Genomic DNA, 18,967 nt, shown 5'->3' with positions numbered 1-18,967 from the left:
ACTGCATGAGGGCAACATTCAATCCCTGAATGTGACAATGCACAACTGTCATGTTCTACGGATACAGCGGCAATTCGTGCCATAACGATGGCTTTACAACCCAGAGCCAAGCCTGCAATGGATAACAGGCTTTACCGGTGGTTATTCAGGCATCGACCAGGATTGCAATGTATAGCCTTCCTGGCTCAGTTCGGCACGGGCCTGTTTCAACAGATCGGCCAGTTGGACCGGGTCGGTATAGGCGCTGCTTGGAATTTGGGTGCGGCCAATATGGGTATTGGTGCGGTCGATGACGGTCAGGCTAAGTTCACCGTTACCGTCTTGTGGAGCCCAGGCCACGCATTGGAAAGGACGGAATGCGCGGTCGGCAATCAAAAGAGCTTCGTTGATACGGAGCGGGGCGTTCATGGCGTTTTCTCTTAAGTGTGCCCAAACAAATGATGTGCCGTCGGTTGGGCGTACCGTGCGGCTGGTTACTTGTACTGATGTCCCGAACCCGCAGGCGGGTCACACATTATTTAAATAAATTTCGATTTTCTTTCAGACCAGGCTTTTGGGCTTTTGTTTGAAAGCACCCTGAAACAAACAGACTTGAGATAACTAACCAACCGCCTGCTTATAACCAGTTTGAAGCGACCTCGATAATCAATTGATACAAGGGGGCGTCAACTTCTTGCTACTGTTACATGCAGGTTTGCCAAACGACTGTTTCTAATCATATTTCCTTATTTTGACGCCAAGGATCAGTCATGATCGAAGCCAGTACGTCACGTCGTCTGCTCGTGGTTGATCCCTGCGATGATTGTCATCGCCTGTTGCCAGGTCTGCGCACCATTGGCTGGGATGTGGACAGTTGCTCCCTCGAACACGCCAGCGATCGGACGTGCGACGTCGGCCTTTTGCGGTTGCAGCCTTTTCATCTGGAGCGCCCGGAAGCGGTCAAGGAGTTGATCAGTCGTAGCGGCACCGAATGGATCGCCGTGCTCAATCAGGAAGTGTTGCGCCTGAAAAACGTCGGTGATTTCGTCTGCGAATGGTTTTTCGACTTCCATACCTTGCCCTTCGACGTGTCCAGGGTCCAGGTGACACTGGGCCGGGCGTTTGGCATGGCGCGCCTGCGGGGGCAGGGCTCGATCCACATTGATCAACCCGAACATCAACTGCTGGGCGACAGCAAGCCGATTCGCGAGCTGCGCAAATTGTTGAGCAAGCTGGCGCCCGCCGAGTCGCCGGTCTTGATTCGAGGGGAGAGCGGTACCGGCAAGGAACTGGTGGCGCGTACCCTGCATTGTCAGTCTCACCGGCGCAACAAGCCGTTCATCGCCATCAACTGCGGTGCCATCCCCGAGCACCTGATCCAGTCCGAGTTGTTCGGGCATGAGAAGGGCGCGTTCACCGGGGCTCACCAACGCAAGATCGGGCGGATCGAGGCGGCCCACGGCGGGACGTTGTTTCTCGATGAAATCGGCGACCTGCCGTTGGAGCTACAGGCCAATCTGCTGCGTTTCCTGCAGGAAAAACACATTGAGCGGGTCGGTGGCAGCCAGCCGATCGCGGTCGATGTGCGGGTCTTGGCGGCCACCCATGTGGACCTTGAGGCGGCCATCGAGCACAAGCGGTTTCGCGAGGACCTGTATTACCGCTTGAACGTGTTGCAAGTGGTGATGGCGCCGCTGCGCGAGCGTCATGGTGACCTGGCGATGCTGGCCAGCCACTTTTCCCATTTCTACAGCCAGGAAACCGGTCGCCGTCCTCGCAGTTTCAGCGACGACGCGCTGGTGGCGATGGGCATGCATGACTGGCCCGGCAATGTGCGCGAGCTGGCCAACCGCGTCCGTCGCGGTCTGGTGTTGGCCGAAGGGCGTCAAATCGAAGCCCGGGACCTCGGCCTGGCCAGCCACCAGGGCGTCGCGGCGCCGATGGGTACGCTGGAGGACTACAAGACCCGCGCCGAGCGCCAGGCCTTGAGCGATGTGCTCAACCGTCACAGCGACAACCTGAGCGTGGCCGCCAGAGTGCTGGGCGTGTCCCGGCCGACATTCTATCGCCTGCTGCACAAGCATCAGATCCGCTGACTCAAGCCCGCTCCCACAGGGGGGGCATTGCCCTTGGGATATGTGCCCGTCACATATCCCTGAGGGCATTAGAAGTAGTACGGGAATTTCAGGCTAAAGGTGAAATCTGGTGCGTCGTCGGTCAGCCCGATGGACAGGTTGGGTACGATGGTCAGGTTGTCGGACGCGGCGACGGTCATGCCGATGTTGAAGTAGCCGGCGTTGGCGTCGCTGGAGGTCACCGACTCCCAGTCGCCACCGTCCTGTTTGAGCTTGCTTTTCTTTTGGATCAGGTCAGAGACCGAGAACGACATGCTCATCTTCTCGTTCAAGGCAAAGGCGATGCCCGCGCCGAGCTGGAAGCTGTCGCCGATCCGCACCTTGCCTGGGACCTTCTGGTTGACTGTGGAGCTGATGTCGTCGAACGATTCTTCGAAGTTATGGGTGTAGGAGAGGGTGCCGAACAGCACCGCCGGATCGAAGGTCTTGACCAGCGAAAGCCCGGGCGTGATCGACCACACGCCGTTGCCGGTGGGCAGGTCATCGGGCACGAACAGGTTGGTGTTGGCCTGGGATTGACGCAGCTTGATGCCAAACGGGTCCTTGCCGGTGGGGGCCTTGACCCGCAGGGTGACCACCGCGTCTGGAGCGTTGATCGACTCATCCATGAACTTGTAGGCGATGCCGAAGTTGACGTCGCCGATGGTCGGGTCGCGGGTCACGGTTTCTTCGCTGGTGACCCCGGCCGCGCCGTTGTTCGCGCCGCCTGACTGATACGTGGATTCGCGATAGACCACCGGCACGTTGAGGTCGAACTGCCAGCGATTATCGAAGTTATAGCGGCCGGTGAGGTCCAGCGTCCAGGTGTCGGCCTTGATCCGGTCGAGGTTGATGTTGCCCAGGAAAATCGAATCCAGGGCCAGGAAGCCGTTGAGGATCAGTTGCCGCGTGTCGTAGCGTGAATAGGTCACGCCGGTCTCGAAGCTGAATTTACCGCCGCCGAAGAAGCCGCTGGCCTCGTCATAGAGATTGGAGACACTCTGGGCCGGTTGGGAATCATCGGCCAGGGATTGCCCATAGCCGCTGCCGCCGGTCGTTGTCGCGCCGCCGGCCACGGTCTGGTTGCCTTTCATGTCGGCCGGGGATTTGGCCAGGCGCTTGGGCTGTGGCGTGGCGGGTTGATCCTCCACCTGGCGAACCCGCTGTTCGAGCACCGCCAGGGCTTTCTGCTGGACCTCGTATCGTTGCTTGAGCTCAAGAAGTTCCTGTTTCAGCGCCTCGATGTCTGCATCCGGGGCCGCGTGCAACACGGCCGCCGGGAACAACGTGCTTAAACACATCACAGCGCGCAACGATACGGATCGATACATGAAATATGCCGTCCCTATTTGCCCAATGATCGGAAAACAGCGTAGTTCAATAACCGAGGTTACGGAGGCCGCGCAGTTGGGTCAGATTGCAGTCCAATGCCCCGGCACTGGGGCCGTTGTTGTTCAGCACCACGTTGAGCTGCGTCATGTTGTTGACCAGGTTGCTATTGCCCAGCAGGCGAGTGTTTTGCAGCAAGCCGCCCTGGGCCACTTGCTGCAGGGTGCCGCCCTGGTTGTGGCTGGCCTGGATCGCCATTTGCACGCCATTGCCGGTGGCGGTGACCGCGACGCTGCCGGCGGCGTTGCTGCCGCTGATGGTCTGGCCCTTGGTCAGCAGTTGGCCTTGGGAGGGGACGAGCGCAGGCGCCTGGTTGCTCTCTTTCACATTGATGTTGACGTTGTTGTAGGCCGTGTTGCCGTCGCCGGCGGCACGCACGCTCTGGGTCACGCCCTGGCTCGTGCCAAGGCCAGCACCACCGGTAATGTTGCCGCTGCCCTGTTCCGGAGCGCTGCCGTTACCGGTCTGCTTGATGGTCGAGACGTAGAATTCGGGTTTGACGGTGGCGGCCTGGATCTGCATGGTGCTGGTGGCGCCGATCAAGTCGCCGCTGGCGTTGCGCCAGGTACTGCTCATGACGATGCCGAAGCTGATGACTCGGCCAGGCATGACATAACGACCGCGCAGCTCGGCAAGCTCCTGGTCCTTGACTTCGATGGGTTTGAAGCCGGCATGGGCAAAGCCCGAGGCAGTCGCGAGCAGGCAGGCCAGCGACAGCCAGTGTGAGGTTTTCATGTGCTGCTCCCGGAGCGTCCTGCTCCTTTTTGTACTTATTGTTGGCAGTAATCGGCGATTAGAAAAAGTCGCTCTGTATGAAACCGAAGTCCATCAGTTCCGCATCCCTGACCGGGTTGAAACCGTCCAGCTTGTTACGGGCTGTCAGGGGTTGAGGAGGGCTGCGTAGTGCATTGGTCTTGTCATAGCCCGGGCCGACGATCGCAAAGACGATGCCGTTCCAGCCTTTGACGAACTCATCGTGGGCGTAGCGCTTGTGCCCCAGCACCGGGTCGCCGATGTAGACCCATTGCTTGTCGGCCCGCTGCAACACCACGAAGTGCTTGTAGCCGCGTATCTCCATCAGGACCACCACCGGGATCGTCACCGCTTCGAGTTTCTCAGGCGGTATCCGGTAGCCTCGGGCGCGCATGCCGATGGTTTCCACGTAGCGCTTCATGTCCAGCATGGAAAACCCTTGGGTGCGAACCAGGTTCTGGTCGGCATTGACCAGCATGCCTTTGATGACGTGCTCTTCATCGACGTCAAGCCAGTAGGCCTGGCGCAGCACCGTGGCCAGCGCGGCGGCGCCGCAACTGAAATCGGTTTTCTGCTCGACGATGTCGCTGAATTTGCGTTCGCGTATGCTTTGCACCGGTTTGTAGACCAGCATGCCGCCAGGCAGGGCGGCGACCGGCATCTGCGCTGCTTCGGCCACGCAGGCCAGGCAGAGCAGCAGGGAAACGGCAGTGACACGCATGATCAATACGCCTAATGAACATCCAGGGAAAAAAAGCCCCTTTGCGTGTCATGTCGTTCATTTCAAAGCGTTGAACTGAGTCCGTGGCGAGGGAGCTTGCTCCCGCTTGAGTGCGAAGCACTCATAACCAGTGGGTCTGCTTCGCAGCCCAGCGGGAGCAAGCTCCCTCGCCACAAGAATCACTCACGTCCTGAGTGGACAGCATTACCGTTGCCGGGGCTTCGTTTCATGCGCGCTTACATGCAGGCTTTGCAGCCGGCAGCGATGGACAGCGAGTTGCTCTGCTGGTTGCCCACGCCTGCCGACACGTTGGCGCCGCCGTTACCGGAGAAGCCGTTCATGGAGTTGGTCATGGTGGCGTTGTTGATCACAGGGTTTTTCCAACCGTCACGGGTCAGCACCTGCTGGGTGTTGCTGCCGGCCAGCTCGAAGGTCCCCACGGCGGAGAACTTGAACTTGTCGTCATCGTGACCGCCGCCATAGCCGCCGCCTCTGTTGTCCCAGCCGCCGTGATCGTTGTCTTCGGCGGTACCGGTACCTTTGGCCTTGAACGTGCCGGAGGCGCTGTAGGTGCTGGTGAGGGTGTCGGTCTTGTAGGTCCGCACGCCTTTGTTGTCGACCACTAGGCCGGTGGAGGACTGGTCAGCCGCGGCAGAGGCCTGTGCGACACGGCCCCCGGATACAGCGATGGCCAGGTTGTTTTTCTGTTGGTTGAAGTTCCCGGCGGTCACGTTGATGCCGATGTTGCCGGAGCCACTGTTGCCTGCATTGGTGAGCGAGGCGTTGTTTTGCGTCGAGTTGTTCTTGACGTAGTTGTTGTTATTGACCTGCGTGGCGCTGGAGGCGGCGACAGCCGAGCCGAAGATAAAGCTTTCGTCGGCGGTGGCCAGGGCGGCGGCGTTGTCCTGCTGGTTGCCGTCGCCGCCGGCAATGTTGGCGCCCATATTGCCGTTGCTGCCATTGAGCGAGTCAGTGGCTTCAGCGGTGTTTCTGGTGGCCTGGTTGGTCACCACGTTACCGTCGCTGTTCTGCTCATCCAGCACCGTAGCCCCAGCGCCGGCATTGATGGAGAGCAATTGATCCAGCGTCGGCCCTTGCTGATGGCCATTGCCGTGACCGTGACCATTGCCATGGCCATTATTGTTGTCGTTTCCTCCAGCCTGTGCCGCCATTGTCATGACCGCGGCGAGAGCGAAAACCAATGGTTTGAGTGCCATTGTAGGTTTCATGGTGTTTCTCCTTGCGTGTCGTTGGTTAAGTGTCAGTACTTTCTTATGTAGCCTCCGGGTCAATCCGCGACTCGGATGCTCAGGGTGTTAGCCATGCGGTTTCCCACCCCTGCGCTCTGGTTCACCTGGATTACCCCTCGGCTGCCGGTGAAGGCCTGGTCGCTGGTAACGACCTGGCGACTGCCGGTTGGGGCGCCAGTTGCTCCTGAGTTCGGTAGCAACGCCACGTTCTGTTGAGACAGGGCGCTGTCGTCAATGCTCTGCGGATGGGCACTGATGCCCACCCGCATGACATTGGCCATCTGGTTGTTGGCCCCGGCGGACTGGTTGACGCCCAGCACACCGTTGCCGTTGGTGAAGGAGCGGCCGCCGATACGGGCGGTGGCGGTCATGGAAGGGGCTGCCTGCGTGTCGACGCGTTGCTGCACGCGGGTGCTGGCCTGGGCGTGGCTGCCAATGGCGATGGCCCGGGTGTTGGTTTGCTGGATCTGGTCGCCGGCGGCTTGGTTGACGTTGAAGTTGCCGGTGTAATGGCTGCCGGAATCCTGCAGGTTGGCGTTACTGACCACCGCAACACCTGGATCGGCAAATACGGTGAAAGAACTGAGCAGGGAAAGCATGAACAGGGCGAGCAGAAACAGCACGGGCTTCATATCACTGACCTCCCGCCAGCCGACCCAGCGGGGCCAGGCCGGAACTCAGCGAGCGGTTGATGGTGCCGGAGATCGCGCCGCCGCCACCGTGACCGGCATTCATGCCCGGCATGCCGTTGGGATTGGTCACGACGTTCAGACCTTGCACGCCAGTATTTGGGTTGACGGTGTTGCGGATCGACGAGCCGCTGGCCACGCTGGCAAATTCGCCATCGCTCAGTTCGGTGCTGGCGGTCGCCTGGTTGATTCGTTCGGAGGGGTTGGCATTGACGGTGGTTGGATAGGGGTCTTTACCACCGTTGCGACCAATTGCGATGGGCTGCACGTCGCGGTTGAGCACAATGACGCCGTTGCCCTCGGCCTGCGCCGGCAGACTGAGCGTTGCGCTGGCGGCGCAGCCGGTTAACAGCAGGCACGTCAAACTTTTCTTGAAAGTCCCCACGGCATCGATTCCTTCTTCGGTGGGCTGGCCCTTGTCAGCGTTGCGAAGTGGGAGAGCATGTGTTGTGCCGTGTTTTGAAATGACTTGCAGTTCAAAGGGTTAGAGTTTTTTTGTATGACCCGCCGGTCGAATCTGTTTCATCCGTGAGACAACCCTGTGGCGGTTAATGGCCGTGCGCTATCGTTTGGCTATGGATCCAGGCTGTGGGAGGGGAGTGTTTCAAGAAACTAACAGTGAGGATGACAATTGTGTGAAAGGGCGCTGGGGCAGGGTTTGAGGGGGGGCAGGTGTTTCAAGAACGCAACACATCCCTCGCGATACGTCAGATTTCGAGCAGTCGGGTCACGGCGGCGAACACCTGGTCCCGACGTTGCGTCCAATCGCCTTCAATCACTTGGAAATGCCGTTGATGCCGAACCAGCCAACGCTCGATCGCTTCGAAGAAATCCATGCGTTCTGCCAGTTCGGGTTGGCAGCGCAAACCGTCGCCGGTCCATTCGACTTGCTCGGGGCTCAGCAACAAGTGCAGGTCATAATGGCGGGCCAGCAGGGCCGGCTCGAGCCAGTCCGGGCAGTCGCCGAACAGGGTCTGGCTCCAGAGGATGTTGCTCAGCAGGTGCGTGTCGAGGATCAACAGCGCCGGCCGGCGGGCACGCGCCTCATCTTCCCAGACCAATTGGCCGGAGGCGATGTCGGTGATGTCCGCCAGGCAGGTGTCGCGTTGGGTCTGCTCCATGAAATGGCGTACGTACTCATCCACCCGCACGCCACCAAAATGTTCCTGCAATTGCGCCGCCAGCCAACTCTTGCCGCTGGATTCCGGGCCGGTCAGCACCACCACTTTCATGCGCGCAGGGCCGGGTCGGCGCGCCATTCCCGCCAGCCTTGCACGGCCAACAGGGTGAACAGGGCATAGAGCGCGGCAGTCAGGTGCAAGCCTTTGTAGATGAACAGGCCGACGAAGATCACGTCCAGGGCAATCCACAGCGGCCAGCATTGCACGCGTTTCTGCGCCATCCACCACTGGGCCACGAGGCTGAAACCGGTGAGCGCGGCATCGAGCCAGGGCTGGGCGGCATCGGTCCAGTGGGCCATGGCGGCGCCCAACAGCAGGCTGCCTGCCGCACCGATAGCCAGGCCGGACAGCACTGACGCCCCACCGAGACTGCTGACCTGGCGTCCATCATGATTGTGCCCGGCACGGGTCCATTGCCACCAACCGTAGAGTTGCAGCACTGCGTAGACAACCTGCAGCAGCATGTCCGAGTACAACTTCACCTCGAAAAAAATCCAGCTGTACAGCAACACCATGACCAGGCCTATCGGCCAGCACCAGGGGTTCTGCTTGACGGTCAACCAGACAGCGATCACGCCGAGGGCTGCGGCAAACAGTTCAAGCCCGGACATGGCGGTTCCTTGGGGAATAGAAGAGGGCGGCGATTGTAAACGCTATGGCGTGGGCAGCTCCAATACCAATGTTGAATGTGCCGTCGCTATCGCGAGCAAGGATTACGTTCGTTCCCACGCTCCTGCGTGGAAATGTCGCCAGGGACGCTCCACGTTCCGCTTCTGGAGGTGACGCAGAGCGTCACGGGATGCATTCCCACGCGGAGCGTGGGAACGATCTAATCCAAAGCCCGCTCCCACAGGGGGGCTACCGATCTTTAGACCCGGAACTGCGTGAGCAACCCGTTCAACTGTTCACTCAATGCCTTGAGGCGGGTGCTTGCCTGGCTGGATTGTTCGGCGGCCATGGCCGTGCTGTGGGACAGGCCGGCGGCCTGGGTGACGTTCTGGTTGATGTCTTCCACCACATGGGCTTGTTGCAACGTGGCGCTGGCGATGGAGGCGTTCAGGTTGTTGAGATTGCGCAGGGCCTGGCCGATGGCGTTGAGGCTGGCACCGGCCAGGCCGGCCTGTTCGATGGTCAGTTGCGAAGCACGGCTGCTGTCGCCGATGACTTTCACGGCGGCTTCGGAATGGGTTTGCAGGCGCTCGATCATCGCCTGGATCTCTGCAGTGGACTTCTGAGTACGCTGGGCCAGCAACCGCACTTCATCGGCGACCACCGCGAAGCCCCGGCCCTGTTCGCCGGCGCGGGCGGCTTCGATCGCGGCGTTGAGGGCCAGCAGGTTGGTCTGCTCGGCAATGGAGCGAATTACCTCCAGCACGCTGCCAATCTGGGTGCTTTCACTCGCCAGGGTGCGGATCACTTCCACCGCCTGGTCGATGGTCTGGGACAGGCGGTCGATCTGCTGCAAGCTGCCATCGATGTTGACCTGGCCTTGCTGGGCCTGGGATTCGGCGTCGCGCATCTCATTGGCCGCGTGCTCGGCGTTCTTGGCCACGTCCTGCACGCCATAGGTCACTTCATTGATCGCGGTCGCCACCAGCTCCATTTGTTGCGACTGCTGCTGGCTGCGTTCCTGGGCCTGCGCCGCGTCGTTGCCCAATTCACTGGAGGATTGCCCCAGCGCACTGGCCGAAGCTTGCAGTTGGGTCACCACTTGCCGCAACTTGGCGGTAAAGGCGTTGAAATGCCGCGCCAGTTGAGTGACTTCGTCCTGGCCGTGGGTGTCGAGGGTGCGGGTCAGGTCACTCTCGCCGCTGGCGATGTTGGCCATGGCGTTGACCGTTTCCTGCAACGGGCCGACGATGCTGCGCACGATCAGGGTCAACAGCAGGCCCATGAGCAGGGTGATGACCAGTCCAACCACCGAGGCCTTGATCACCTGGGATTGAAACTCGGCCTGGACGTCATCCACGTACACGCCTGAGCCGATGATCCAGCCCCAGGGCTCGAACAGTTGGACGTAGGAGGTCTTGCCCACCGGGGCCTCGGCGCCCGGTTTCGGCCAGAGGTAATTGATCATGCCGGCGCCCTTGGACTTGGCGATGGCAACCATCTCGTTGAACAGCGCATAGCCGTTCGGGTCACGGATGGCCGAGAGATTCTGGCCTTCAAGCTTCGGGTTGGTCGGGTGCATGATCATGACCGGCGTCAGGTCGTTGATCCAGAAATAATCAGCCTGGTTATAGCGCAGGCCACGTACGGCGCTGAGGGCCTGCTTTTGCGCGGCGTCACGGGTAAGGGTCCCGGCAGCTTCCAGGCCTTGGTAGTAAGTCAGCACGCCGCTGGCGGTCTGTACCACATGCTGGGTTTTCTGCACCTTGGCTTGGTAGAGGTCGCTGTGGATCTGTTTAAGCATCAAGGCGCCGAGCGTGAACAACATCACGATGGCCACGACCAGGATGAGCCACAAGCGTCGGCTGATCGACACACTGCGCAAGCTATTCATACGCTGTCACTCCGGTTTTTTTATTCTTGTCATATCGACGGCCGGCACTGTAGCGCCCGGCCGCTATCGGTCATTGACCTGAGTCACAACGCGGCAGCGTTATCAGGGCTCGTCTGATAGGATTTCGGCCCCGCAGCGCAAAACCTGAGCCGGTTCTCATTTTTCATTGGTTTTTTTTGAAAGGTCGCGGTTATCGTGCACCCGCTGCGGGGGACCTGCATGACACTTGAATATTGATAAGACCTGCATGAACAGCGTCTTTTTTGGGGGATGAATGGATTTGTGGACCGCCTTTTCGGCACTGATTCTTGGCGTAGTAGAAGGCTTGACGGAGTTTCTGCCGATTTCCAGCACGGGACACCAGATCATTGTCGCTGACCTGCTCGAGTTCGGCGGTGAGCGTGCGATGGCGTTCAACATTATCATCCAGCTCGGCGCGATCCTGGCGGTGGTCTGGGAGTTTCGCCGCAAGATCTTTGACGTGGTGCTGGGCCTGCCGACGCAGCCCAGCGCCCGCCGCTTTACCGCCAACCTGCTGATCGCCTTCCTGCCCGCCGTGGTCTTGGGCGTGCTGTTCGCCGACTGGATCCACCACTACCTGTTCAACCCGGTCACGGTGGCCACCGCGTTGGTGGTGGGCGGCCTGGTGATGCTCTGGGCCGAGAAGCGCCAGCACCAGGTGCACGCCGCAACGGTGGACGAGATCTCCTGGAAAGATGCCCTGAAGGTCGGCCTGGCCCAATGCATTGCGATGATCCCAGGCACCTCCCGTTCCGGCGCGACCATCATTGGTGGCCTGCTGTTCGGGCTGTCGCGTAAAACCGCTACCGAGTTTTCGTTCTTCCTGGCGATGCCGACCATGGTTGGCGCGGCGGTCTACTCGGGCTACAAATACCGTGAACTGTTCGTCCCGGCGGATTTCCCGGTGTTCGCCATTGGCTTCGTCACCGCGTTCATTTTCGCCATGATTGCGGTCAAGGGCCTGCTGCGATTCATCGCCAGCCACAGCTACGCCGTGTTCGCCTGGTATCGAATCGCCTTCGGCCTGTTGATCCTGGCAACCTGGCAGTTCGGCTGGGTGGACTGGACCGCTGCCAAGCCATGAACCAATCACGCAGCCGCAAACACGCCGGGCGCAATGCTGAAGGCACCGTGCAGCACCTGCGGCTCAAACTGATGCTGTTTGCGCTGCTCTGTGCCTTGCCGTTGTTCGGTTCGCTCCTGTTGGGGCTGCGGGCGGTGTCGTGGGTGCCGATGGTGGCTTATGGCGGCGTCAGCGTGGTGGCATTCCTGCTGTACTGGAGCGACAAGCGCAAGGCGCGCGCCGACACCTGGCGCACCCCGGAGAATGTGCTGCATGCGGTGGAGCTGGCCGGCGGTTGGCCCGGAGCCTTGCTGGCCCAGCAGCTGTTTCGCCACAAGACTCGCAAAGTGTCGTTTCAGGTCGTGTTCTGGTTCATCGTGCTGTTGCACCAGGTGTTCTGGATCGACCAGTTGTTCCTGGGCAGCTATCTGTTCTGAATGACTAGAGCAACAAGCCCACCTGGGTGCGCTTGGGCAATTTGCTGACCACCAATTGGTGTGAGCGTTGCAGCAGGCCACGCAACTCTTCGGCCCCCAGCGGGTAGGGCACTTGCATGATGACCCACTGGGCCCGCGCCAGGTAAGGCGCGGGGTGAATGCCCGGTCGGTCGCAATGGCCCAGGAACAGATCCTTGTCGACCTTGAACGCCAGCGAGTCGCCTCGCAGGCCCTGCAGGGCGAACATCTTGTTCCCAGCAATGGAAAACACCCGCACGCCGCCCCATTTGTAGTCCTCCCTGGCGCCGGGCAGGCCCAGGCAAAACTGCGCGACATCCTCTTCGCTCAACCTCATATCGTTCTATCTCCACAGCCCTCGAAGGCTTCCACCAAATGATCGATCCATGCACGCACCGCTGGCAGCACGCCACGCCGATGCGGGTAGACCGCCTGGAGCCAGCCATCGGGCGATGACCATCCAGGCAAGAGTTCCACCAGTGTGCCGTCCTGCAATTCCTGCTCGCAATACATGCTCGGCAATAAGGTGAAGCCCAGGCCGGCGAGGGTGCAGGCCCGGCGCACAATGAAGTCGTCGATGCCCAGGCGGGCTTCCAGGCTCAGTTCCACCCGCTGCCCATCGGCGCTGACCAGGCGCAGGTGCACCTGGCGATCGGCTTCCAATGCCCCCAGCACCGGCAGTTGCTTGAGATCGTCCGGGGTTTCGATCCGCCGTCCTGCGACAAAGGCCGGGCTGGCAACCATCATCAGTCGCGCCTGGCGCAGGCGCCGGGTCATCAGCAAGGGATCCTCGTCCCCCAGATCGCGCACGCGCAACGCCACATCGATGCCTTCGCCGATCAAGTCCACCCGCCGGTTGAGCAGGGTCATATCCAGTTGCACCAAAGGGTATTTCACCAGGAAGGTTTCGATTATCGCCGGCAGGAACTGGTGGGCCAAGCCCACCGGACTCGACACCCGCAGTCGGCCGCGGGGTTCGCTGGACATGCTCGCCACTGCCTCGTCGGCCATCTCGGCCTCCAGCAACATGGCCTGGCAATGGCGCAGATAACGTTCGCCGACCGCGGTCAATTTCAATTGGCGGGTGGTGCGCTGGAGCAACCGGGCGCCGAGGCGTTCTTCCAGCTCGGCGATACGCCGCGACAACCGCGACTTGGGAATGCCCAGCGCGCGCCCAGCCGCCGCGAAACCGCCGGCTTCGACGACTTTGGCGAAGTAATACAAGTCATTGAGGTCTTGCATGTTGAACTCGATTGTCCTGTCAATGGGACAAACTATCGCATTTATGCTGACTTATCGATAATTGGTCTCATATGTAGGATGGTCGCCAATTGATCGCCCGGTTGCGGTCCTCATTTGGAGAGCATTGATATGAAACTACTGCACATCGATTCGAGCATCCTCGGTGACAACTCCGCTTCCCGCCAATTGAGCCGTCAAGTGGTTGAAGCCTGGAAAGTTGCCGAGCCAGGCATCACCGTTACTTACCGTGACCTGGCCGCCGACGCCATCAGCCATTTTTCCGCCCAGACGCTGGTTGCCGCCGGTACCAGCGCCGAATTGCGTGACGCTGCGCTCAAGTACGAAGCCGACCTTAGCACCGAGACAATGGCAGAGTTCCAGGCGGCGGATGCGCTGGTCATCGCCGCGCCAATGTACAACTTCAGCATTCCGACCCAACTCAAGGCTTGGATCGACCGCATTGCCGTGGCCGGCCAGACGTTCCGCTACACCGAAGCTGGCTTCGAAGGCCTGTGCGGTGGCAAGAAGCTGGTGATCGTTTCCACCGCGGGTGGCTTGCATGCCGGCCAGCCAAGCAGCGTGGGGCACGAGGAATACCTGAAGGTGATGTTCGGTTTCCTGGGCATCACCGACATCGAATTCGTCCGTGCGGAAGGGCTGGCCAAGGGCGATGACATGCGCAATAAGGGCATGAACGAAGCCCAGGCGCAGATCGGCGAACAGTTCGCCGCTGCGTAAAACCTGCGTAAAGGCAGCAAGCGCTTCGGGCAACCTTCGTAAAACCCTGTATTCTCGTCGTCATTGGATGGTCGGGATGCAGGGTTTTACTGCATTCGGCGCCGAGGATTCTGGCGCAGGATATGCACGGCCAAGCGTGCGAGCGACGGGGCCTTCCCGTGCGCTGGTGAAGGTGGATGATTCGATGATACGTTTTGGTGCGGCGCTGCTGCTTTGCTTGTTTGCCAGTCTCGGTCCAGTGCAGGCCGCACCGGGCCCACATCCGCATTGGAGCGCCGGTTTCCATGAGCTGAGTTTTCTCGATCCGCTGGATCAGCAACCGATGCACGCCATCGCCTTCTATCCGTCCACCGACCGGGAACAATCCAGCCTGCTGGGTGGCTACCAGATCGATGCCGCGCCGGACGCCCAGATCGCCATCGGCCGCTTCCCGCTATTGATGTTGTCCCATGGCAACACCGGCACGCCGTTGGCCCTGCATGACCTGGCCACCTCCCTGGCACGCAAGGGGTTTGTCGTGGTGGCGGTGATTCATCCCGGCGACAATGCCCAGGATCACAGCCGGCTTGGCACCCTGAGCAACCTGTACGGCCGGCCGATCCAGATTTCCGAAGCCATCACCGCCACGCTCAACGACCCGATACTGTCGCCGTTCGTCAGCGCCGGGCAGGTCGGGGTGATCGGCTATTCGGCCGGTGGTGAAACCGCGCTGATCCTGTCCGGTGCGACGCCGGACCTCAATCGCCTGCGCCGCTACTGCGTGGAACGGCCGGACGATCGTGACGCCTGCAACACTCAGGGCGAACTGATTGCCGACCGCGATGACCTGCAACCCGTGGCCGACCCCAGGGTCCGGGCGCTGCTGCTGATGGCACCGTTGAGCCTCAAATTCGGTCGTCATACGTTGGCCGATGTCCATGTGCCGGTGTTGCTGTACAGCGGCGATGGCGACAAAATCGTGGCTTTCGACAAGAATGCTGCCGCTCTGGCCCGCAAGCTGCCCAGCGCACCGGATTTCAAGACCTTGGCCGGCGCAGGCCATTTTGTCTTCCTCGCACCCTGCACCGATGAGCAGATCGCCGCGATGCCCGCGCTCTGCACGGACGCTGACGGTGTCGACCGCAAGGACATCCACCGCACCATGATTTCCGAGGCCAGTCGCTTCTTCGGCGAGGCCTTGGGCAAGCCAACCCGGGCGGGGATGAGGACAGCCGATCAATAAGGTGTGTTTATAGCTCGGCGACGCAGCAGCAGAGTCAATCCCAGTCCAGTGACGGACAACAAGGCGGCGCAGAAGAAGATCGACGAATAGCCCAGGTTCAACGCCACCGCCCCCATCAGCGGACCGGCAATCGCCAGCGCCAGGTCAAAGAACACCGCATAGGCGCTCAAGCCGGCGCCGCGACTGGTGTTCGGCACTTGCTTGATGGCCTCCACCCCCAGCGCCGGGTATACCAACGATAGCCCGAAACCGGCCAGCCCAGCACCGACCAGGGCGAACGCGGTGGACGGCGCCAGCCACAGCAATACCAGCCCGAGGGTTTCGATGCTCATGCAGGCAATGGCCGAGTTGAAGCCGCCGAAACGGGCAATGCTGGAAATGAACAGCAACCGCGCGAGGATGAAGCAGACGCCGAATACCGTCAGGCACCACGCCGCGCCGGTCCAGCCGCGACTGATATAGAACAATGTGATGAACGTGGTGAGCGTGCCGTAGCCGATCGACGCGAGGCTCAGGCCCGCCCCGAACGGCGCAATGCGCCCAAACACCGCCCAGAAAGGCAAGCGCTCGCCACGAATGACCGGCACCGACGGCTTGTTGCGAATGATCAACAGCGCCGCCCCGGCCAGCAGCGACAATGCAATACCCAGGCTGGCAAAACCCAATTCACTGACCATCACCACCCCCAACGGCGCGCCAATAGCGATGGCCCCGTACGAGGCGATGCCGTTCCAGGAGATCGAGCGGGCCGTGTGCTCCACACCCACCTGGCCCATGCACCAACTGATGGTGCCCACGCCAATCAGCCCTTGGGCCACGCCAAGCAGCAGGCGCCCAACAATCAGAATCAACAGGCTGGGCAGGGGATAGCTTTGCAGCAAGGTCGAGAGCAGCGTCAGCACGCCGCTGAGCACAATCCCCGACAGCCCGTAGACGATGGCGCGCTTGGTGCCGACGCTGTCCGACAGCCGCCCGGCCATGGGACGGCTGAGCAGGGTCGCCAAGTACTGTGAACCGATGGTCAACCCGGCCACCACCGCGCTGAAGCCCAGCTGTTCGTGCACATACCCGGGCAGCACGGCAATCGGCAGGCCGATGCAGAGAAAGGCGATGAAGGTGTAGAAAACGATGGAGACGATCTGCAGGGTGATCGACAAGGAACTGGGAGCAGAGGAGGGCGTGGGCATGGGGCTCGTTCGCGGGCGGCGGTAAGAGAGCCTCATCATGGCGCGAGGTGAGGATAAAAGAAAGCAGGCTAACTAAATGTGCTGGCACGGGATGCGGCCCGGGCTTGGCGAATAGTCCCTTGGTTTGAACCCCCGGCTTTTCTGGCGGGCAGTCGCTGCTCGGGCTCTGTAAAAGGACGACCTGTCAACTCTGACAGTATCCAAGATATGAAAGAGGGCGTTCAATCAGTCGCAGGCCCTATTGGTCGATGTGAAACGCTTCGAGATGTCCATGGGCATTGTGTGCCGAGCTTTACGGCGGTAGCTCCAATCACGACGGTCTGAATATCAGGAGAATCGGATATGGCAAGCGTGGACAAGAAAACCAGTGCGGCGCAGGCTCGTATTGACTACCTCGCGCAGCGACGTGAACAGCATTCAGGGCCCAAGGCTTTGGATCCTCCTGAGCTTCTGGCCAGGGTGGTTGATAGCACAGACGGTACGCTCCATGGCGAAGATCTGGATAGGGATCTGCAAGTCAAATTCTTGGGTTTCTCTGACTTGCCGGCACTTCCGAATGATGAGTCGATCATGTATTTGCAGTTCGCTTCGGGTGCGACGCCTGCTGAAGCAGACTATGAAGACGTTGCTGAAAGAAGCTTTTCTTATCCGGTCGACCCGCAAACCGCTTTTCCGTTTGAACTGACCCTTGAGCGCAAGCACTTTGCCATCGATGGCGTTTATACATTCAGAGCGCGTTTATATAGTTACAACTTCGCCCACGACAAGTCACTACCCACCACTCGTATTTTCGATAGCACGCCCCCCTATAACCATAAGGAGCCCGAACCGTTAACCATTACGTCTCCCATCACCGATGCTGTTTTGGCGGCTAATCCTCTTGGGGTTCCGGCGATCCTTGACGAATATGACGACCGCGCGGCAAGCGATGAATATTTTCTGTATTACGGAACACTCCCGTTGCCGGATAACCTGCCCGGTACCCCGCCTACGGTCACAGGTTTTGTACCGAATGACCTGACATTACGGATACCTGTCGACGTCATTCAGAGGGTGGGGGATGGTGGCTGCTATGCGGTGTATGCACTGCGCGACAAAGCGCAGAATCGCACTCCGCTGTCTGACCTAACCCGCTTGGGCGTGGCCTTGGGCACTTGGCCGCCCCCTGATCTTCAAAGAGTCGAAGTACCGCAAGCGACATTCAAGGGGTTCCTCGATTTTCAAGATGCTCTGGATGGCGTGGATGCAGTCGTCAAAACCTATACGGGGCGAAAGGGGACCGATTACATTGAGGTGACCTGGGGAACGACAGTGCTTCCTTTGGAAACCATGGGTTTGGCCCCAACCAAGAGCATCCGCATCGACCCCGACGTGCTGCGAAGCGAATACGGCGCTGCGACCGGGCCGATTAGTATTCAAGTAAGTTATCGCGTATTGCGAGGCACGGAGCCTTATGGTTCGGACATTGAAACAGGGATTACGGTCGTGACCAATTTTTGGCTACCGGGGCCCACGCCCACCGATCCTTGGCCTGATCCGATCAATGGTGACATCCCATTGGGTGACGTCTTTGGCGAGAATTCAACAACGCCTAACGTTTTGACCCGAGCGCACAATAATAAAAATGCCAACTTTGTATTTAAGTTGTACCCGAATGTGCAGGCGGACGAAATCGTAAAGATTTACTGGAACGGCGAGCACGTCGTCGAAGCCGATTATACGGTCTTGCCCACTGATAAAGAGGGCTATGAAAAAACGCAAGTCATTCCGTGGCCCTACATCCACAGGGGCGGCAATGGCGACGAGGTGCCGGTGTGGTACTGGATCAATTCTCCCAACTCTCCCAACCGCCAACGTTCGGACGACACGCCGGTCGAGGTGAACGCGGTCATCTTCAAGCCCGCTGCGCCGACCTTTCCCGATAAAAGTGGCCCGTTCTTGAATTGCGATTCGCTCTATGGTCCCGACTACGCCATTCGTGTGCAAGTGCCTGATCTATCGGGCCCGCCTTACAACTTGGGCATCGGGGATGTGGTGACCTTGCACTGGGTCGCGCTGGCGGGTACTGCTGGAGAAACGCCGATCGATGGGGCCGAGAAGGATGAACCGGTCACCCTGGATGACACAACCTGGCCGGTGACAGGCTTCATCTGGCTGGTAAAACCCTACGAAAAGCACCTTCTGCCCACGTATGACCCATTTGGTCCGGGGGGCAGTGAGGGGCGAGGGCGAATCACCTACTCCTATGTTGTAGATGGAGAGACGATTACTTCTGAGGAGAGCGAGGCGCGGGTGACCATGTTCCTAGGTAACGGCTCGTGCCCACTCCCTTGATCATCATCACGTATCCGGCGGTGAAGGTGCGACCCCTTTGCCGCTGGAGTTAGGTCTGTTTACTTTTGCGTGATCAAAGAAGGAGTTGTCGGTAGAGAATCAGAAAAGTCCTACATATGCCCACAG

The 18,967-nt window shown here is 60.0% G+C and carries 19 protein-coding genes; 6 read left to right on the top strand and 13 right to left on the bottom strand.

The genetic code is table 11. The annotated features are described in order from the left end of the window. Nucleotides 1–141: 141 nt before the first annotated feature. Nucleotides 142–408 (bottom strand): hypothetical protein, encoded by a 267-nt coding sequence (locus BLO97_RS24610; protein WP_013693488.1) that lies wholly within the window; start codon nt 406–408, stop codon nt 142–144. A 341-nt stretch (nt 409–749) separates the two neighbouring features. Here BLO97_RS24610 and BLO97_RS24605 point away from each other — a divergent pair, with 341 nt between their 5' ends. Continuing rightward, entirely contained in the window at nt 750–2,075 is a 1,326-nt protein-coding gene (locus BLO97_RS24605) for a sigma-54 dependent transcriptional regulator (RefSeq protein ID WP_063320885.1), read from the top strand. 68 nt (nt 2,076–2,143) lie between these two features. On the opposite strand, the gene BLO97_RS24600 is transcribed toward BLO97_RS24605, so the two are convergent. The 9 genes from BLO97_RS24600 to BLO97_RS24560 form a co-directional block, all read right to left on the bottom strand. Further along, on the bottom strand, nt 2,144–3,424 hold the full coding sequence (locus tag BLO97_RS24600) for a transporter (protein ID WP_092142814.1): 1,281 nt from the start codon (nt 3,422–3,424) through the stop codon (nt 2,144–2,146). Nucleotides 3,425–3,470: 46 nt separating this feature from the next. Next, nucleotides 3,471–4,217 (bottom strand): hypothetical protein, encoded by a 747-nt coding sequence (locus BLO97_RS24595; RefSeq protein WP_063320887.1) that lies wholly within the window; start codon nt 4,215–4,217, stop codon nt 3,471–3,473. A 58-nt stretch (nt 4,218–4,275) separates the two neighbouring features. Beyond that, nucleotides 4,276–4,956: a C39 family peptidase gene (locus BLO97_RS24590; protein ID WP_092142817.1), complete on the bottom strand. Its 681-nt coding sequence runs from the start codon at nt 4,954–4,956 to the stop codon at nt 4,276–4,278. Nucleotides 4,957–5,192: 236 nt separating this feature from the next. Beyond that, on the bottom strand, nt 5,193–6,185 hold the full coding sequence (locus BLO97_RS24585) for a hypothetical protein (RefSeq protein WP_063320889.1): 993 nt from the start codon (nt 6,183–6,185) through the stop codon (nt 5,193–5,195). Between the two features lie 59 nt (nt 6,186–6,244). Then, nucleotides 6,245–6,838, bottom strand: coding sequence for an adhesin (locus tag BLO97_RS24580; RefSeq protein ID WP_092348642.1), 594 nt, complete (start codon nt 6,836–6,838; stop codon nt 6,245–6,247). Nucleotide 6,839: 1 nt separating this feature from the next. After that, nucleotides 6,840–7,280, bottom strand: coding sequence for a hypothetical protein (locus BLO97_RS24575; RefSeq protein WP_092348639.1), 441 nt, complete (start codon nt 7,278–7,280; stop codon nt 6,840–6,842). A gap of 322 nt (nt 7,281–7,602) precedes the next feature. After that, nucleotides 7,603–8,127 (bottom strand): AAA family ATPase, encoded by a 525-nt coding sequence (locus tag BLO97_RS24570; RefSeq protein ID WP_092348673.1) that lies wholly within the window; start codon nt 8,125–8,127, stop codon nt 7,603–7,605. Next, a complete protein-coding gene (gene pnuC, locus BLO97_RS24565; RefSeq protein WP_092142826.1) occupies nt 8,124–8,687 on the bottom strand; it encodes a nicotinamide riboside transporter PnuC in 564 nt (187 codons plus the stop codon). Before pnuC ends, BLO97_RS24570 begins: the two co-directional genes overlap by 4 nt. 257 nt (nt 8,688–8,944) lie before the next feature. Beyond that, entirely contained in the window at nt 8,945–10,579 is a 1,635-nt protein-coding gene (locus tag BLO97_RS24560) for a methyl-accepting chemotaxis protein (protein ID WP_092142829.1), read from the bottom strand. Nucleotides 10,580–10,853: 274 nt separating this feature from the next. On the opposite strand from BLO97_RS24560, the gene BLO97_RS24555 reads away from it, so the two are divergent. Together BLO97_RS24555 and BLO97_RS24550 are read left to right on the top strand one after the other, a co-directional pair. Next, nucleotides 10,854–11,684 (top strand): undecaprenyl-diphosphate phosphatase, encoded by an 831-nt coding sequence (locus BLO97_RS24555; RefSeq protein ID WP_063320894.1) that lies wholly within the window; start codon nt 10,854–10,856, stop codon nt 11,682–11,684. Then, nucleotides 11,681–12,100, top strand: a complete 420-nt coding sequence (locus BLO97_RS24550) for a DUF1294 domain-containing protein (RefSeq protein WP_092348636.1) — start codon at nt 11,681–11,683, stop codon at nt 12,098–12,100. The genes BLO97_RS24555 and BLO97_RS24550 overlap by 4 nt, the downstream gene beginning before the upstream one ends. Before the next feature lie 4 nt (nt 12,101–12,104). Here the strand turns inward: BLO97_RS24550 and BLO97_RS24545 are convergent, their stop codons facing one another. Beyond that, nucleotides 12,105–12,455, bottom strand: coding sequence for an MmcQ/YjbR family DNA-binding protein (locus BLO97_RS24545; protein ID WP_013693486.1), 351 nt, complete (start codon nt 12,453–12,455; stop codon nt 12,105–12,107). Next, a complete protein-coding gene (locus BLO97_RS24540) occupies nt 12,452–13,360 on the bottom strand; it encodes a LysR substrate-binding domain-containing protein (RefSeq protein ID WP_072348841.1) in 909 nt (302 codons plus the stop codon). The genes BLO97_RS24545 and BLO97_RS24540 overlap by 4 nt, the downstream gene beginning before the upstream one ends. A 129-nt stretch (nt 13,361–13,489) precedes the next feature. Between BLO97_RS24540 and BLO97_RS24535 the strand changes: the two genes are divergently transcribed. Next, nucleotides 13,490–14,098, top strand: coding sequence for an FMN-dependent NADH-azoreductase (locus tag BLO97_RS24535; RefSeq protein WP_092142838.1), 609 nt, complete (start codon nt 13,490–13,492; stop codon nt 14,096–14,098). 184 nt (nt 14,099–14,282) lie between these two features. Further along, nucleotides 14,283–15,320 carry an alpha/beta hydrolase family protein gene (locus tag BLO97_RS24530; protein ID WP_092348633.1) on the top strand — a complete coding sequence of 346 codons (1,038 nt, stop codon included), beginning with the start codon at nt 14,283–14,285 and terminating at the stop codon, nt 15,318–15,320. Here the strand turns inward: BLO97_RS24530 and BLO97_RS24525 are convergent. Further along, the gene (locus BLO97_RS24525) at nt 15,314–16,507 is read right to left on the bottom strand and encodes an MFS transporter (protein WP_175489865.1); all 1,194 of its coding nucleotides are present in this window, start codon (nt 16,505–16,507) and stop codon (nt 15,314–15,316) included. The genes BLO97_RS24530 and BLO97_RS24525 overlap by 7 nt on opposite strands. A gap of 342 nt (nt 16,508–16,849) precedes the next feature. On the opposite strand from BLO97_RS24525, the gene BLO97_RS24520 reads away from it, so the two are divergent. Continuing rightward, nucleotides 16,850–18,841: a hypothetical protein gene (locus BLO97_RS24520; protein ID WP_092348627.1), complete on the top strand. Its 1,992-nt coding sequence runs from the start codon at nt 16,850–16,852 to the stop codon at nt 18,839–18,841. Nucleotides 18,842–18,967: the final 126 nt, after the last annotated feature.

Origin of the sequence: Pseudomonas sp. NFACC05-1 (assembly GCF_900100135.1) — a bacterium.
Lineage (GTDB): Bacteria > Pseudomonadota > Gammaproteobacteria > Pseudomonadales > Pseudomonadaceae > Aquipseudomonas > Aquipseudomonas fluorescens_Q.
The sequence above is the reverse complement of the archived record's forward strand: the minus strand, read 5'-3'. Positions and strand labels throughout refer to the sequence as shown.

Bases quoted from the DNA above. Each gene is read 5' to 3' on its own strand.
- BLO97_RS24610 (WP_013693488.1), bottom strand. From the start codon at position 408: ATGAACGCCCCGCTCCGTATCAACGAAGCTCTTTTGATTGCCGACCGC.
- BLO97_RS24605 (WP_063320885.1), top strand. From the start codon at position 750: ATGATCGAAGCCAGTACGTCACGTCGTCTGCTCGTGGTTGATCCCTGC.
- BLO97_RS24600 (WP_092142814.1), bottom strand. From the start codon at position 3,424: ATGTATCGATCCGTATCGTTGCGCGCTGTGATGTGTTTAAGCACGTTG.
- BLO97_RS24595 (WP_063320887.1), bottom strand. From the start codon at position 4,217: ATGAAAACCTCACACTGGCTGTCGCTGGCCTGCCTGCTCGCGACTGCC.
- BLO97_RS24590 (WP_092142817.1), bottom strand. From the start codon at position 4,956: ATGCGTGTCACTGCCGTTTCCCTGCTGCTCTGCCTGGCCTGCGTGGCC.
- BLO97_RS24585 (WP_063320889.1), bottom strand. From the start codon at position 6,185: ATGAAACCTACAATGGCACTCAAACCATTGGTTTTCGCTCTCGCCGCG.
- BLO97_RS24580 (WP_092348642.1), bottom strand. From the start codon at position 6,838: ATGAAGCCCGTGCTGTTTCTGCTCGCCCTGTTCATGCTTTCCCTGCTC.
- BLO97_RS24570 (WP_092348673.1), bottom strand. From the start codon at position 8,127: ATGAAAGTGGTGGTGCTGACCGGCCCGGAATCCAGCGGCAAGAGTTGG.
- pnuC (WP_092142826.1), bottom strand. From the start codon at position 8,687: ATGTCCGGGCTTGAACTGTTTGCCGCAGCCCTCGGCGTGATCGCTGTC.
- BLO97_RS24560 (WP_092142829.1), bottom strand. From the start codon at position 10,579: ATGAATAGCTTGCGCAGTGTGTCGATCAGCCGACGCTTGTGGCTCATC.
- BLO97_RS24555 (WP_063320894.1), top strand. From the start codon at position 10,854: ATGGATTTGTGGACCGCCTTTTCGGCACTGATTCTTGGCGTAGTAGAA.
- BLO97_RS24550 (WP_092348636.1), top strand. From the start codon at position 11,681: ATGAACCAATCACGCAGCCGCAAACACGCCGGGCGCAATGCTGAAGGC.
- BLO97_RS24545 (WP_013693486.1), bottom strand. From the start codon at position 12,455: ATGAGGTTGAGCGAAGAGGATGTCGCGCAGTTTTGCCTGGGCCTGCCC.
- BLO97_RS24540 (WP_072348841.1), bottom strand. From the start codon at position 13,360: ATGCAAGACCTCAATGACTTGTATTACTTCGCCAAAGTCGTCGAAGCC.
- BLO97_RS24535 (WP_092142838.1), top strand. From the start codon at position 13,490: ATGAAACTACTGCACATCGATTCGAGCATCCTCGGTGACAACTCCGCT.
- BLO97_RS24530 (WP_092348633.1), top strand. From the start codon at position 14,283: ATGATACGTTTTGGTGCGGCGCTGCTGCTTTGCTTGTTTGCCAGTCTC.
- BLO97_RS24525 (WP_175489865.1), bottom strand. From the start codon at position 16,507: ATGCCCACGCCCTCCTCTGCTCCCAGTTCCTTGTCGATCACCCTGCAG.
- BLO97_RS24520 (WP_092348627.1), top strand. From the start codon at position 16,850: ATGGCAAGCGTGGACAAGAAAACCAGTGCGGCGCAGGCTCGTATTGAC.